This window comes from Paenibacillus yonginensis, from assembly GCF_001685395.1.
GTDB lineage: Bacteria > Bacillota > Bacilli > Paenibacillales > Paenibacillaceae > Fontibacillus > Fontibacillus yonginensis.
Genome location: NZ_CP014167.1, coordinates 2,458,154 through 2,473,105, shown reverse-complemented (window position 1 = coordinate 2,473,105; position 14,952 = coordinate 2,458,154). Strand labels below are relative to the sequence as shown.

General features: G+C 48.8%; 13 protein-coding genes. 11 read left to right on the top strand and 2 right to left on the bottom strand.

Features of this window, described 5'->3' with window-relative positions; translation table 11 throughout:
* Positions 1-44 precede the first annotated feature (44 nt).
* Complete coding sequence (locus AWM70_RS11385) at positions 45-728, bottom strand: YhcN/YlaJ family sporulation lipoprotein (RefSeq protein ID WP_068696478.1); 684 nt, start codon at positions 726-728, stop codon at positions 45-47.
* A gap of 126 nt (positions 729-854) precedes the next feature.
* Here AWM70_RS11385 and AWM70_RS11380 point away from each other — a divergent pair, with 126 nt between their 5' ends.
* Together AWM70_RS11380 and AWM70_RS11375 are read left to right on the top strand one after the other, a co-directional pair.
* Positions 855-2,192 carry a PhoH family protein gene (locus AWM70_RS11380; RefSeq protein ID WP_068696476.1) on the top strand — a complete coding sequence of 446 codons (1,338 nt, stop codon included), beginning with the start codon at positions 855-857 and terminating at the stop codon, positions 2,190-2,192.
* A gap of 161 nt (positions 2,193-2,353) precedes the next feature.
* Positions 2,354-3,634: an ABC transporter substrate-binding protein gene (locus AWM70_RS11375; protein WP_068696474.1), complete on the top strand. Its 1,281-nt coding sequence runs from the start codon at positions 2,354-2,356 to the stop codon at positions 3,632-3,634.
* 41 nt (positions 3,635-3,675) lie between these two features.
* Here the strand turns inward: AWM70_RS11375 and AWM70_RS11370 are convergent, their stop codons facing one another.
* Entirely contained in the window at positions 3,676-4,755 is a 1,080-nt protein-coding gene (locus tag AWM70_RS11370; RefSeq protein ID WP_068696472.1) for a coiled-coil domain-containing protein, read from the bottom strand.
* 311 nt (positions 4,756-5,066) lie between these two features.
* Here AWM70_RS11370 and AWM70_RS11365 point away from each other — a divergent pair, with 311 nt between their 5' ends.
* From AWM70_RS11365 to bshC, 9 genes are all read left to right on the top strand, one after another.
* Positions 5,067-5,717 carry an RsfA family transcriptional regulator gene (locus tag AWM70_RS11365; protein ID WP_068696470.1) on the top strand — a complete coding sequence of 217 codons (651 nt, stop codon included), beginning with the start codon at positions 5,067-5,069 and terminating at the stop codon, positions 5,715-5,717.
* Positions 5,718-5,854: 137 nt separating this feature from the next.
* Positions 5,855-6,787, top strand: coding sequence for a ketopantoate reductase family protein (locus AWM70_RS11360; protein ID WP_068696468.1), 933 nt, complete (start codon positions 5,855-5,857; stop codon positions 6,785-6,787).
* A gap of 22 nt (positions 6,788-6,809) precedes the next feature.
* A complete protein-coding gene (locus AWM70_RS11355) occupies positions 6,810-7,190 on the top strand; it encodes a DUF3397 domain-containing protein (protein WP_068696466.1) in 381 nt (126 codons plus the stop codon).
* 250 nt (positions 7,191-7,440) lie between these two features.
* The gene (locus tag AWM70_RS11350) at positions 7,441-9,144 is read left to right on the top strand and encodes a peptide ABC transporter substrate-binding protein (RefSeq protein ID WP_068696464.1); all 1,704 of its coding nucleotides are present in this window, start codon (positions 7,441-7,443) and stop codon (positions 9,142-9,144) included.
* A 167-nt stretch (positions 9,145-9,311) separates the two neighbouring features.
* The gene (locus tag AWM70_RS11345; RefSeq protein WP_068696462.1) at positions 9,312-10,244 is read left to right on the top strand and encodes an ABC transporter permease; all 933 of its coding nucleotides are present in this window, start codon (positions 9,312-9,314) and stop codon (positions 10,242-10,244) included.
* A gap of 3 nt (positions 10,245-10,247) precedes the next feature.
* Positions 10,248-11,198 carry an ABC transporter permease gene (locus tag AWM70_RS11340; protein WP_068696460.1) on the top strand — a complete coding sequence of 317 codons (951 nt, stop codon included), beginning with the start codon at positions 10,248-10,250 and terminating at the stop codon, positions 11,196-11,198.
* A gap of 11 nt (positions 11,199-11,209) precedes the next feature.
* Complete coding sequence (locus AWM70_RS11335; RefSeq protein WP_068696458.1) at positions 11,210-12,205, top strand: ABC transporter ATP-binding protein; 996 nt, start codon at positions 11,210-11,212, stop codon at positions 12,203-12,205.
* Positions 12,202-13,137, top strand: coding sequence for an ABC transporter ATP-binding protein (locus AWM70_RS11330; protein WP_068696456.1), 936 nt, complete (start codon positions 12,202-12,204; stop codon positions 13,135-13,137). Before AWM70_RS11335 ends, AWM70_RS11330 begins: the two co-directional genes overlap by 4 nt.
* Positions 13,138-13,308: 171 nt before the next feature.
* Entirely contained in the window at positions 13,309-14,934 is a 1,626-nt protein-coding gene (gene bshC, locus AWM70_RS11325) for a bacillithiol biosynthesis cysteine-adding enzyme BshC (protein ID WP_068696453.1), read from the top strand.
* Positions 14,935-14,952 lie beyond the last annotated feature (18 nt).

The window sequence follows — 14,952 nt, the reverse complement described above, 5'->3', positions numbered from 1 at the left end:
TCCGGGAAATGGCGTCTTTTATGTTTAAGAAGAGCGGAAGCCGTTTAGCGGATCATCTGTTGATGGGGCCGCTGTGCAGGAGTCTCCTGACGGCGTTGTGCCGGATTCTGTACATTTTGCCCTTTAACAGGGCCCGCTGAAGGTGAAATCTGCTGATTGTCCTCATTTTCCTGAACATCGGAAGGCAGCTGCGGAACAAGCCGTCCCACGAGATCGGCCATCTCATTAGCCATGCCTTCAATCGGTCTGCCCTCGCGGATGCTTGCGCCGATTTCCGCCAACCGATGGGACACATCGGCATCCGCGGTCACGATAGCGTTAGCGCCGCGCGGGTCCTTATGGACAGCCTCTGCCACGGAATATTTAATGGTGCCTACCCGGGAACGATCCAGTTTGCCGTCTACGTCAATGCCGATGACCGCCGTATTGCCGAGCATGACTACGTGAGCGCTTTTAACTCCGGGAACGCGGGAAGCCAGCTGCTCCAAATGAGCATCAGCCGCCAATTGACCGGTTTGATTCCCATTCCCGTTATTGGCCGCCGTGCCGGTATTAGTCTGCTGGCGGATACGCTGATTATGCTGCTGCCCGTTCAGTTGCCCCGTGCTTTCCATTCTTTGTGTTTGATTTCTGGTTTGTTCCGCCTGATTGGCGCCTTTATGAGATCCGCATCCGGACAGAGCCGCAAAAGCAACGGCTGCTGCCAGTATACATGTCCAGCTTCGCATCTGCATACTTCCTTTCTTTATTGTAATTTTATCGTTTTTTCCATCGAATTTACGGGTCTTATTCTGTCCGGCGATCAAATCAAATATGTATAACATGTGGGGGATGCAAAACCGGAGGGGATGCGAATGAAAAAAATATTTGTACTGGACACGAATGTGCTGCTGCACGATCCCAATGCGATTTTTGCTTTTGAGGAAAATGAAGTTGTCATTCCGGCGGTAGTGCTTGAAGAAATCGACTCCAAAAAAAGAAACGCCGATGAAATCGGCCGCAATGCCCGAGGGGTCTCCCGGCGACTGGACAGCTTGCGGGAGCTTGGACATCTGCATGACGGCGTCAACCTGCACAGCGGAGGCAAGCTGAGGGTCGAGCTCAATCATCGAAGTTTTGTGAGGGTCCAGGAAATGTTTGGCGAAATCACAAACGACAATCGCATTTTGGCCGTCGCGTTAAATTATCTCATGGAGCAAAATGACCTCCCCGAAACCGATAAACGTTCGGTTGTTCTGGTCAGCAAAGACGTGCTGGTCCGCATCAAAGCGGATGTGCTCGGCTTAACGGCCCAGGACTATTTGACAGACCGTACGGCGGACCCGGATGAGCTGTATACCGGATATTCCACGCTGATGGTTCATCCATCCGTAATTGATCAGTTCTACACCTACCGTTATCTGGCCATCAAACCGCTGAACTTGAATTATCCGCTTTATCCGCATGAATTTGTGATCCTGAAAGACGAGATGGGCACAGGGAAATCCGCCCTGCTCAAAGTCAACAGCGAAGGCACACGCCTGGAGCCGTTATTTTTAAGCAATGATCCGGTATGGGGAATCGGAGCCCGCAACGCACAGCAGAGAATGGCGCTGGAGCTGCTGCTGAATGACGAAATCCCGCTTGTCACCATAACGGGTAAAGCCGGAACAGGCAAAACGCTGCTGGCTTTGGCCGCCGGATTGCTGAAGGTGGAAGACGAGCACCGGTTTAAAAAGCTGCTGATTGCCCGGCCCGTTGTTCCGATGGGGAAAGATATCGGTTATTTGCCGGGAGAAAAGGATGAGAAGCTGCGTCCCTGGATGCAGCCGATTTATGATAATCTGGAATATTTGTTTGATACTAAAAAAGCCGGCGATATTGATAAAATTTTGATGGGACTCGGCAGCATTCAGGTCGAAGCCCTGACTTATATCCGCGGGCGTTCCATTCCGTCCCAGTATATTATCGTGGATGAGGCGCAAAATCTTTCACGCCATGAAGTCAAAACGATTGTTTCGCGTGTCGGCGAAGGCAGTAAAATTATTTTGATGGGCGATCCCGGTCAGATTGACCATCCCTATCTGGATGCTGCAAGCAATGGACTATCTTATGTGGTGGACCGTTTTAAACATCAGAATATCAGCGGACATATTACCCTTGAAAAAGGGGAGCGCTCCAAGCTGGCACAGCTTGCCGCAGATCTGCTGTAACTAGGATGGGTCTATTTGAGGCCCTATCGCGGTCAAGTCGCGGCCTGCTCTGACTACCTTGCGCAAACGGGACAAATAAGCGTGTTTTTTGTTACAATAACAAATAAACGCTGACCGGCGAAGCTACCGGCCCGGCAAAGTCATGAGAGGAAGAACAGGCTGTGAAGCGTAAAAACCACTGGGTGCTTTTTGCCATTCTATTGCTCGCCTTAATCAGTTTATCTCCGGGGGAAGACCGGGCTTACGTTCAGAATGAGGATCCGGGATTTCTCGAAAGTCCGCCGCCGCCAAACCGGGAGGTCGAGGAAGCGCCGGGACATATTCGGGTAGCGGTTCAATTGGAACCGGAGGCCTTTAAGCTCCTTGAGGACAGAACCCGGATTTTTATGGACAGCTATCATGTGAGCGTCGATCTGGTCAATGAATACGGAAAAGATGTCTATGACCTGTTCCGCGGAGACCTGGCGCTCCATGATGCCCCGGATGTCCTGCTGGTGGATAATGCCTGGATCCGGGAGTTCGCTGTCAAAGGATATCTGCTGCCTGTAGACAACTATTATTCGGGCGCAGCTGCCGGGAATTCCTTGAGCACGCTTCAGTCGTTCAGCGAATGGAACGGTTATCTTTGGGCGATTCCGAAGGATATGGATCCTTATGTTCTGGTGTATAATCCCGAGACGATCAATAAGCTTGGCATGAACAGGCTTCCTGAAACGCAGGCAGAGTGGGACAAGCTGTATAAAGCGGTTAAGGAACGGGGGGAGCCCAAGACCTTGAAGCTGTTATCCGCTGATTTGGAGGATCCGCAGGCGGTACTCGCCTTGCTTCATCGTTTCGGGGCTAACCTGAGCCTAAAAACCGGCGCGCCGTCAGCCGTTCTTTCAGAAGAGGACAGGGCTGCTATCCGTCTGATCGAGTCCGTTCGTCCAGGTCTGTCCGATTTGAAAGAGAAGGGCGCAGGAGAAGGGCTGGAGCAGGTCGCGAAAGGGCAGACAGTGCTGGCCCTGGTTCCTTATTCAGAGTTTGTTGCTCATCCTGAGAGGGGACTTCATGCGGAGACACCGGGAGGGGGGACGGAGGCTTCAAACCGGATCACCCTGCTTGGACACAGCTTTGTTGTCACCGCTGAAACGATTGACACGGAAACTGCCGGACGCTGGATCACGGCGATGACCGAAGCGGCGGAGCAGAAGCTCTGGTATGAGAAGACAGGCAGTCTTCCAGCCTTGAAATCCTTATACGATGCCACTGAAGAGAACAGGATTTCACCATGGCTTGAGGCCGCCGGGGACAAAAATATATTGTGGTCTTTGCCGGTAGGAGAAAATACGCAAGCGGTGATCTCGCTGGTGTCAGAGCATGCCGTGCCGTTTCTGCGAGGACAAACGACAGGAGATGCCTTCATGAATCAGCTGGCTTCCGATCTGAAACCGAATCGGTAAACGCCTGTTCAAGATCCTAGAATCTAAAATAAGCTCGCCCTTTACAGGGCGAGCTTTAATTTTACAGTCATCAGCTGCGGTTTCAGCTCAACGGCCGTTGCTTTGATAAAAGGCATCATCTGCTGCGGGTAGAAGCCAAGGTCGAAATCCTGCTCGAGTTCTCGGGCTGTCGTATCCGGCAGGGTCAGACCATTAAAAATCAGCTTATCCACATGAAACAAGATGGCATTCTTAGGATCATCCGTGACCGTATAATGGCCTTCCAGGCGCAGCTTCAGGTCGCCTTCCTGCCCTTCGGCGATTACCTGGTCCTGTTCGAATTGAAAAGAAAAATTGTTGAATAAGGTATTTTTGGAGCGCAAGAAGGCATTCAGGTCTTCTTCCTTAATCGTTAAGGTGTAGTTCAAACCGTTGGTGGCAAGACTGCCGTCATACTGTTTAACGAAATCGGGGAAATCCTTCATGGCTTGGTCCAGCGCTTTAAAATATTTGCGGACTTCCGTTAGTCCGACATCATTCCAGAAATTACCCAGATCTTCAATCATTTGTTTTAACTTCTCGGGGTCCTTGCTGCTTTCGACGGATCGGTCCACCTCGGCCTGAAGAGCAACAGCCCGTTCTCTCTGCGCCACCAGGTCTGCTTTTGTCTTGATGAGATCTGCAGACAGCTGCTCCAGCTGTTGTTTGTTCTGCTGGAGGTTTCTATAAGACTGCTGGTAAGAGCCGATAACTTCCTGGTCACGTTCAAAAATCAGGCCGATATAATCCAAAACGGTTAAGAAATCCCGGAAATTGTTGACGGACAGCAGGGCGCCGAGCCAATCTTCTTGTTCCCCCATATAATAAGCCCTGATTCGTTCCCCGGCCCTTTGTTTGGCCGCAGCAATATCATTTTCCTGAATTTGAAGACGGGACGTATTTTCTGAGATGGATTGTTCGATTTGCTGCTGTTTTTGTTCAATTTTAGTGATCTCCCGGTCGATCTCCACAACGGACAAACTTTTCTCCAGAATCTTCTGGGTTTCGTCGGAACCTGGATCGGCCAGCGATAAAGCGGGAGTAACAATGGAGGCGGCAAGCAGGGCGGCGGAGATCCAGAGTTTCAACGTCCGATGAAGCAAACGCACCCCTCCTAGATAGTCAAAGTGAAAGATACATATAACTATATGATAACTTGTTCAAAAATAAGACCAAACCTTCCAAATTGGCCGGATTACCGCCGACTTGGCCGCTCTTGACGCGACAAGCCTTAGCTACATTTCGCAGCAGGTATGCGGACACGAAAAAATGGAAATACAAATAGCAAATAGATTCTATGAACTTTAAGAGAGGCATAGAGATGTATTAAGCAGTTTTTTCATTATCGAACAGCCGGAGAAGCCGGTTGTTATAGACTGATCATTCAGGATGTCGTTAGGAGGGTTTATATCGCATGACAGCAGTGAGACAAGACGCATGGAGTGCCGAAGATGATTTGATTTTGGCGGAGGTGACACTTCGCCATATTCGTGAGGGCAGCACCCAATTAACCGCCTTTGAAGAAGTAGGGGAGCGGATCGGAAGAACCGCCGCCGCATGCGGGTTTAGATGGAACAGCTGCGTTCGCAAAAGATACGAATCTGCCATCCAGGTGGCCAAGGCTCAGCGCCAGAAACGCAATTATTTGAAGAAGCAGCCTCATTCCCCGGGAAATGTGGCGATTGCAGGCCTGGCTGCGCCTGAGACAGAAGAAAACTTGTATAAAAACGAGAACTTTAGTGAAGAAAGCCTTTCCATTGATGCGGTTATCCGTTTTCTGAAAAATTGGAAGGGTTCCTTGCAGGACAATGGTCGTCAGCTCCGAATGTTGGAGAAGCAGCTTCAGGAGAAAGAACAAGAGCTCGCCATGCTGAGAGAGGAAAATGAACGCCTCTCGCACCAGGTCAATGAAGTCCAAACCGACTATAGAGTGGTTAATGACGATTATAAAGCTCTGATTCAAATTATGGATCGGGCGCGCAGGCTGGCTTTCCTGAATGAGGAAGAAGAAGAAAAGTCCAAGTTCAAAATGGATGCGAACGGAAATCTGGAGCGTATGGAGTAGCCTGATTCCCAAATGCAGGATCCGGATTACCCGATAAAGGACCGCCTTTCATGGCGGTCCTTTTGCTTTTCGGCAAACTTTGGTATAAAAGAAAAGAGCCAAGCGGCCTATGAAGGAGCAAAAAGGAGTGAAAGGCATTGAACATCGATATTATTGGGGCTGGCGCTATTGGCCTGCTGTTAGCAGGCGGGCTGGGGGCCGCAGGCCATAACGTATATCTTTGGACGAGAACGGAAGAACAGGCCCGGCAGATCAACGGACAGGGGCTTGTGCTGGAAAGTCAGGGCGAGCTTCGAAGGGTAACCGGCCCGGGAATCCGGGCGGCGGCTTTGTCCAGCGGCTTCTCGGAGAGAGCAGGAGCAGCGGAATGGGTCCTGCTGGCCGTCAAACAGCGCCATTTGACTTCTGCTCTGCTCGAATCGCTTGCTCCCTTGAAGGAATCCCGCGTTCCAGTTCTTTGTCTGCAAAACGGAATGGGGCATCTGGACCTTCTTTCCCGCTATTTGAACCAGGATCAGCTGTATGCGGCCATCACTACAGAAGGGGCAAAAAAGCTTTCAGCCAACCATGTGATCCGTTCGATGCCCGGAGAAACCCGGCTGGGCATCCCCTTTGAGGCCGAGAGGGGCCGGCTTGAGGCGTTTGCCGTTCTTCTGGATCAGGCAGGATTTAGCGCGTTAATGGCGAAAGATATCGAAAGAGAGATGTTCAGGAAACTTCTGATCAATGCGGCTATTAATCCTCTTACTGCTATTTGGCGTATTCCGAATGGGGAGCTGCTGGCCAGCGAAGAACGAAAGGCCGTCCTGAACAAATTGATCGATGAGGCCCTTGAAGTGCTGAAGCGGTCCGGAATTCCTTATGATGCCGATATCAGAGAGCAGATCATGGGGATCTGCCGGGCAACTTCAGGCAATATTTCCTCTATGCTGGCTGATGTCCAGCGGGGAGAAGAGACGGAAGTGGATTTTATCAACGGGTATTTGGCCCAGTTGGCCTCCAAAGCAGGTATGGAAGCTCCTACGCATGAATTGGTATGGCGGTTAATCAGAGGATTAAGCAATCCGTAAATAGAGAAAGGTTGGTGGAAACATGGCAATCCTTGAACCTTTTATCGCTTTAAGCGTTCTCCCGATCATTCCTTTTCTGCTGGTCTATGCAGGTTCCTATATATGGAAGCGGGACAAAAGAAGGTCGCTGCTGCTGGCTATGGATATAACAACCTTGTTTTTGATTCTTTCGGTTTCGGCTTTGTTCAATCAAATTTTTGGAACCGGATTTGGGTTCTATCTGATCTTGTTGTTTATGCTGGTCTGCGGCGGGCTGATCGGCAGCGCCCAGAATCGGCTCAAAGGACAAGTAAACCCTAAACGCCTTGTTAAGGCTGTATGGCGGCTTTCGTTTCTTCTCACCAGTGTGGCCTACCTGATTTTCTTTATTATTGGATTTTTTCCTTACATATGGGCAGTATAACAATTAACTCTTAATCTGAGGAATAGAGACAAACTCAGGAACAAGATCAGTTTAGTAAAATAGGGAAATAAAGGCAGTGATGCTCACACCTCATGTCAGGTAATGAAGGTAAAATGGAAATTAAAGCACTTTCATGTAAGGTTACTTCAGGAAATAATTGATTTCTTCAAAATTAATGATAGATTTTTTCAACCATCGGTTGTATAATCTGAAAAATAAACCACACTAAATATGTAGGGGGAAAAGTTACATGAAGAAGCAAAGATGGCTTGTCCTTCTGACGCTTGTTCTTGCTGTAAGCTTTGTATTGGCCGCTTGCGGTTCCAACAATAACAACTCTGCAGCAAACAGCGGTAACGGAGGAAGCAATACTGGCAGCAGCAATGCTGGCGGTGAAGAGAAATTGGCAGCAGACCAAACACTCCGCATTAACTTTGCGGCTGATGTGCCGACATTTGATCCTGCACAAGCGCAGGACAACCAGGCGCACACAGCATTGAACCTGATGTATGAAGGTTTGGTTCGTGTCGACGAGAACTCCAAAGAAGTTCCGGGCGTTGCGGAAAGCTGGGAGCCAGACTCTACTGGCAAAGTCTACACTTTCCATCTTCGCAAAGATGCTAAATGGAGCAACGGCGACCCTGTAACAGCAAATGATTTCGTATTTGCTTGGCAGCGCGTTCTTGATCCTAAAACTCAACCGGCTCCAGCTTATGCTTACCAATTGTTTTATCTGAAGAATGCTGAAGCCTATAACCAAGGAAAAATCACCGATTTCTCCCAAGTTGGCGTAAAAGCAGTTGACGATTATACGCTTGAAGTGACTTTGGAGAATACAACGCCTTACTTTGTTAACTTGACTTCTTTCTACACTTATTTCCCAGTGCATAAGTCCGTTGCGGATAACGACAAATGGGCAACAGATCCAAGCACCATGATTACCAACGGTCCATTCACGCTGACTGGCCTGGTAACAGGTCAATCAATGGAATTCACCAAAAATCCTAACTACTGGGATAATAAAGACATTAAATTGGACAAAATTAAAGCTACTGTCGTTAACAGCGCAGCAACTGAAGTTTTGTCGTACCAAAGCGGCGAGCTTGATCGTGCAGGTCAGCCAAACGGCAACATTCCTGCCGACCAAATCCAGATCTTGAAAGACCAATATAAAGACGAGTTCCATATCGATCCGGTAGCAAGTCTTTACTATTATGAGTTCAATACAAAAGCTAAACCTTTCGATAACGCTAAAATCCGCAAGGCATTTGCGATGGCAATCGATCGTCAAGCGATCGTTGACAACGTAACTAAAGCGGGCCAAGTTCCTGCATTCGGGTTGATTCCTCCGGGCATCAACGGAGCTGAGAAATCGTTCCGTGAAGAGTATCCGGAAGATTACTTCAAAGAAGACGTAACTGAAGCTAAGAAATTGCTTCAAGAAGGTATGGCTGAAGAAGGAATTACTTCCCTGCCTCCAATTACTTTGACTTACAACACCGATGACAACCACAAGAAAATTGCCTTGGCAATTACTGACATGTGGAAGAAAAATCTTGGCGTAGACGTTAAAATCGAAAACCAAGAGTGGGGCGTATTTATCAAAAACCGCCAGAGCGGCGACTTCCAAGTTGCTCGTGCCGGCTGGGTGCCTGACTACAACGACCCAATGACCTTTATTGATATGTGGACAACGAAGAGCGGTAACAACGATATTAAACTGAACGATCCAACGTACGATTCCCTTGTTGAAGATGCATACAAAAACCCTGACAACAAAGCTCGTATGGAAGACTTCCGTAAAGCCGAACAAATCCTGATCGGCGACCAAATGGGAATCATGCCGATTTACTATTACACCAACCCGGCATTGGTTAAACCATATCTGAAAGGTGTAACTTTGGATTACAGCGGTTCCGTTGACTACTCCAGAGCTTACCTGCTTGAACACTAAGAACTTCAATCTTTTGAAGAACTTGCTTTAACTTTATAACTTATGGGATATATGTGTGGATATCCACATATATCCCGTTTTTTTATGTATCGCATTGGACAAAGTCCGCTTATTTAGGTAAAATTTTTTTTGTGTTTTTATTCGACAAAGGAGGTGCAAATTCGGGCATGTTTCGATACGTGTTAAGTAAAGTCTTCTATTTGCTGGTCTCCCTGTTTATTTTGGTATCTGCCACTTTCTTTCTGATGAAAGCGATCCCGGGTGACCCGTTCCAGTCCGAGAAAAAAGTTCCGCCCGAAATTCGAGCACGTCTGTTTGAACAGTACGGATTCGATAAACCGCTGTATGTACAATACGGCAAATATTTAGGCAACATCGTTCAAGGTGATCTTGGGATTTCGATGAAACACGTAAACCAGGATGTTACCGGGCTAATTCTGAAAACCTTCTCAGCCTCCCTTAAACTGGGGATTATCGCGATCGTTGTGTCGCTTATTGTCGGTGTGCTGCTGGGGATGCTCGCGGCGCTTTATCACCGAAAGTTGATCGACAATGTTGCGATGGTTCTGGCTGTATTGGGAATTGCCGTACCAAGCTTTGTGCTCGCGGCTTTACTTCAGTTTTTCTTTGCCTTTAAGCTCCATATCTTTAGGGTTGCTGGCTTTGAAACGCCGCTCGATTACGTGCTTCCGGTTGTAGCGTTGTCGGCGCAGCCGATAGCCTTTATAGCCCGTTTGACACGTTCCAGCATGTTGGAAGTCCTGCATGCGGATTATATCAAAACCGCAAAAGCAAAAGGTCTGAATTGGTTTACCATCATGTTTAGACACGTAGTGCGAAACGGGATTATGCCAGTCATTACGTATATGGGACCTATGACGGCTAACATCGTAACAGGTTCGGTAGTTATCGAGCAGGTCTTCGGGATCGGCGGCATCGGCAAACAATTTGTCGAATCGATTACAAACCGGGACTATCCGCTTATTATGGGGATTACCATCTTCTACGGCGTTCTGTTGATGCTTGCTCGATTGGTTTCCGATCTATTGTATGTTGTAGTTGATCCACGCGTGAAACTAAGTTCAAGGAAGGAGGGCTAACCGATGTCTTTAGATTCCAACTCTGCTGTTAAACCAAACGTGGCATTGACGCCCGATGATTTCCGCAAATTGGACACATCTGAGAAAAACGCTGAGGTTATCCAGCGTGAGAGCGTTTCTGCCTGGAAAGACGCCTGGCGGCGGCTTATCGAAAACAAGGTAGCTATGGGGGCTTTGATTCTTCTGGCTTTAATTGTGATTATGGCCATCATTGGCCCATGGATTTCGAAATTCAATTATTATACAAATGATCTGCTCGCAACGAACCAGAAGCCTTCGGCTGAGCATTGGTTCGGCACGGATGATTTGGGCCGGGACATGTTTGTCCGTACCTGGATGGGGGCCCGGATTTCCTTGATCGTTGGCCTGGTAGCGGCTCTGATTGACTTGCTTATCGGAGTTATTTACGGCGGAGTCATGGGTTACTTCGGCGGCCGTGTCGATGAAATCATGAACAAATTCTCTGAAATTTTGTACGCTATTCCTTATCTGCTTGTTACGATTCTTCTTCTGGTCGTGTTCGAGCCAAGCTTGGGAACGATTATCTTGGCCTTGACGATTACAGGCTGGATCAATATGTCTTGGATTGTCCGCGGTGAAATTATGCAGCTCAAAAACCGCGAGTTCGTGCTTGCTTCCCGTTCGATGGGCGCCGGCTCCGGACGTTTGCTGTTCCGTCACCTGCTGCCGAATGCGGTAGGTCCGATCATTGTAACGTTGACTTTGTCCGTACCGAATGCGATTTTCTCGGAAGCCTTCCTCAGCTTCTTGGGTCTGGGTGTACAGGCACCGGTTGCATCCCTCGGTTCCATGGTTAACGACGCTCTGACAGGCTGGATGTATTATCCTTGGCGCATGTTGTTCCCTGCCATTCTGATCAGTGTAATGATGCTTGCATTTAACATTTTTGGCGACGGTCTTCGCGACGCGCTTGATCCTAAATTGAAAAAATAGGAGGTGAAACCATGGAACCGATTTTGCAGGTTAAAGATTTGCATGTTTCCTTCAAAGTAAGAGGCGGAGAGGTTCAAGCTGTCCGCGGCGTTAATTTTGAACTAGGCAAAGGGGAAACCATTGCCATCGTAGGTGAATCCGGTAGTGGTAAAAGTGTTACCGCGCAATCGATTATGCGTCTTATTCCATCACCTCCTTCTTTTGTAAAGAATGGCGAAATTATTTTCCAGGGCGAGAACCTGCTGAATAAAACGAACAAACAAATGGAAAGTATCCGCGGTAAAGATATCGGAATGATCTTCCAAGATCCGATGACTTCCCTTAATCCTACTATTAAAGTAGGGCGCCAAATCACGGAAGGTTTGATTAAACACCAGAACCTGTCCGGGCAAGAGGCGAAAAAGAGAGCCATTGAAATGCTGAAAATGGTTGGCATCAAAAACGCTGAAGCACGTTATAACCAGTATCCGCACGAATTCTCCGGCGGCATGCGTCAACGGGTTATGATCGCGATTGCACTGGCCTGCCGGCCGGCGCTGCTTATCGCGGACGAACCAACGACCGCGCTCGACGTTACGATACAAGCTCAAATCCTGGATGTCATGAGAGACATGCAGCAAAAATTGGGTACGTCAATCATTTTGATTACACACGACCTCGGTGTTGTAGCCGGCATGTGTGATCGCGTTATTGTTATGTATGCCGGTGAAGTGGTGGAGACAGGAACGAAATGGGAGATCTTCAAAAACCCAAGCCATCCTTATACGCAAGGTTTGCTTCGTTCCCTGCCGCGGGTTGACCAAAGCAAAGACGAGCCGCTGATCCCGATTCCGGGTACGCCGCCGGATTTGATCAAACCGCCTGTTGGCTGTCCGTTTGCGGCACGCTGTCCGCATGCTATGAAGGTCTGCGAACAGATTGATCCAGATCCGACTGAATTCAGCGAAACGCATATGGCTCGCTGCTGGCTGCATCATCCAATGGCACAGGAGGTGAATCCGTCTTGAGTCAACCTTTAATTGAAGTAGACGGTTTGAAGAAGTTTTTTAACGTTGGTCAAGGCAAAACCTTGAAGGCCGTTAACGATATCAGCTTTTCGATTCAAAAAGGGGAAACCCTGGGTCTCGTAGGGGAATCCGGCTGTGGTAAATCGACCGCTGGTCGTACGATTCTCCGTTTGTACGAGCCAACTGCGGGCAGCGTTCGGTTTGAAGGCACGGACATTTACAAGCTGTCCCCGGGTAAAATGAAAGCGATGCGCCGCGATATGCAGATGATCTTCCAAGATCCTTATGCTTCGTTGAACCCGCGTTTTACGGTTATGGACATTATCGGCGAAGCGCTTGATATTCACGGCCTTGCCGGCAGCCGTAAGGAACGGAAGAAACGGGTGGAAGAGCTGCTTGATATGGTAGGACTTAAATCCGACCACGCTTCCCGTTATCCGCATGAATTCTCCGGCGGTCAGCGCCAGCGGATCGGGATTGCCCGCGCTCTTGCGGTAAATCCGAAGTTCATCATTTGTGACGAACCGATTTCCGCGCTGGACGTATCCATTCAGGCTCAGGTTGTAAACCTGCTGACTGAACTGCAGAACAAGCTGGGACTTACGTATTTGTTTGTGGCCCATGACTTGTCTATGGTTAAACATATCAGTGACCGCGTAGCCGTTATGTATCTGGGCAAAGTGGTAGAGCTTGCGCCGAGCGAAGAGCTTTACTCTAATCCTCAGCATCCATATACCCAAACGCTTTTATCCGCGATTCCGGTTCCGGACCCGGAAGTGGAAGCCAACAAGAAACGGATTTTGCTGGAGGACGATGCATCGGGTCCGATTTCCGGCAAAAACGACTCCGGCTCCGGCGGTGCCTTCGACTTGGAGAACTCCGAGCTGGTTGAGGTTTCCAAAGGACATTTTGTGGCTATGCCTCGTAAATAAGAGCAATAAACCTGCAGGTTCGCCTGCGGGTTTATTTGTTTTTACAAATAGATCCCAAAGGCTTTCCGTTAATTTTATGAAAATAATTGAATAGCTTTGACGGATACGGGCTGCTCCGTTACAATCAAGAAGAGTTTGCATGCATGAGGAAACAGGAGGACTGACTTAAAGATGAAGATTATAGATAAACCGCTATCTGCAAGGCAGCCTCTGGCAGCCGCATTAACAGCGGATTTTTCGAGTGTCGCTCATTTGTATCAAAGCGACGCCTCGAAGCCGGCTAACTGGCAGGCAAGATTGGAATGGCTTGATCATAATGAGGACAATCGAATCAATCGTCAAGACGTTGTGAATGTTCTCCGCTCATATAATGAACGGCATAATGCCCATCCGCGGGTTGGCGAGTCGCTGAACCGGCTGGAGCAGAAGGGGACAGCTGTGATCGTGGGCGGGCAGCAATCCGGTTTGTTCACGGGTCCGATGCTTGTGATTTATAAAGCGGCCACGATTATCAAAGCGGCAAGAAAAGCCGAAGCCGAACTTGGCCGTCCGGTAGTGCCTGTCTTTTGGATTGCCGGGGAGGATCATGACTGGGATGAATCCAACCATACATACGTCCTGTCTACGGAATTAAAAGTCACCCGAATCCGGATGCACCGTGATGATGATCTGCGTACTCCGGTCAGCTATACAACCGTTAAGGCCTCCGAATGGTCCAGAGTGATTGAGGAGTTAAACGAACTGCTGCCGGATACGGAGTTTAAACCTCAGCTGCTGGCTGATTTGCGGGAATCCGCCGCGGAGACGCTGTCTTTGAGCTTTGCCAGGCTGCTTGGGAAGCTGTTTGGAGCCTATGGCCTTGTCCTGCTTGATTCAGCCGATCCCGAGCTGAGAAAGCTGGAGAAAGATATGTTCGCTTCTATTATCCGGGAAGGCGATGCCTTGACCGCTTCCTATATTGAAGCTGCCCGTCAAATCCGTGAAATGGGGCTGGAGGAACAGGCTGAGGTCGCCGAGGACGGGGCCAATCTTTTTTATCTTCAGGATCAGAAGAGGCTTCTGTTGTTCCGCAGCGGCGACCGGTATCAGGACCGGAGCGGGCGGGTTTCTTTTACTCGTGAGCAATTGTTGGAGCAGATTGAGCAGCACCCGGAACGTTTCAGCAACAATGTATTAACCCGGCCTTTAATGCAGGATGCGCTGCTGCCTGTGCTTGGTTTTGTGCTCGGCGATGGCGAGATTGCTTATTGGGCGCTTCTCAAGAAAGCTTTTGGCGTCTTGAACCTGCAAATGCCTTTGTTGCTGCCACGCATGTCATTTACTGTAGTGGATGGAACGCTGCAGAAATATATGGATCAATATGGATTGACCTTTGAAGAGGTCAGAGACCATTTTCAGCAGAGAAAATCCGCCTGGCTGAATCAGCAGGACAACGTTCATGTTGATGAACGTTTTGCCGAAGTGAAAGAAGCCTTCACCCGTTTATATGATCCGCTTATTGAACAGCTGGGGACTATTGAGAAAGGTCTGGTCAGGCTGGGAGGCACCAATAAAGAGCGGATCCTGGCGCAGATGGATTATCTGCAGGGCAAAGCCAAAGACGCTTTGGCTACGGCAAACGAAGCAACACTCCGGCATTGGGACCGGATTTATTTATCATTAATGCCGCAGGATAAACTTCAGGAACGGGTGTACAATATTTTCTATTATTTGAACCGTTACGGTACGGATTTTATGGAGCAATTGATGGAAATTCCTTATGAAACGAACGCGTGTCACAAGTTGATTTTACTCTAAGAAGATTGAAGGAGGCTG

Coding starts and splice junctions, on each gene's coding strand:
- AWM70_RS11385 (WP_068696478.1), bottom strand. CDS start 728: ATGCGAAGCTGGACATGTATACTGGCAGCAGCCGTTGCTTTTGCGGCT.
- AWM70_RS11380 (WP_068696476.1), top strand. CDS start 855: ATGAAAAAAATATTTGTACTGGACACGAATGTGCTGCTGCACGATCCC.
- AWM70_RS11365 (WP_068696470.1), top strand. CDS start 5,067: ATGACAGCAGTGAGACAAGACGCATGGAGTGCCGAAGATGATTTGATT.
- AWM70_RS11355 (WP_068696466.1), top strand. CDS start 6,810: ATGGCAATCCTTGAACCTTTTATCGCTTTAAGCGTTCTCCCGATCATT.
- AWM70_RS11350 (WP_068696464.1), top strand. CDS start 7,441: ATGAAGAAGCAAAGATGGCTTGTCCTTCTGACGCTTGTTCTTGCTGTA.
- AWM70_RS11345 (WP_068696462.1), top strand. CDS start 9,312: ATGTTTCGATACGTGTTAAGTAAAGTCTTCTATTTGCTGGTCTCCCTG.
- AWM70_RS11340 (WP_068696460.1), top strand. CDS start 10,248: ATGTCTTTAGATTCCAACTCTGCTGTTAAACCAAACGTGGCATTGACG.
- AWM70_RS11335 (WP_068696458.1), top strand. CDS start 11,210: ATGGAACCGATTTTGCAGGTTAAAGATTTGCATGTTTCCTTCAAAGTA.
- bshC (WP_068696453.1), top strand. CDS start 13,309: ATGAAGATTATAGATAAACCGCTATCTGCAAGGCAGCCTCTGGCAGCC.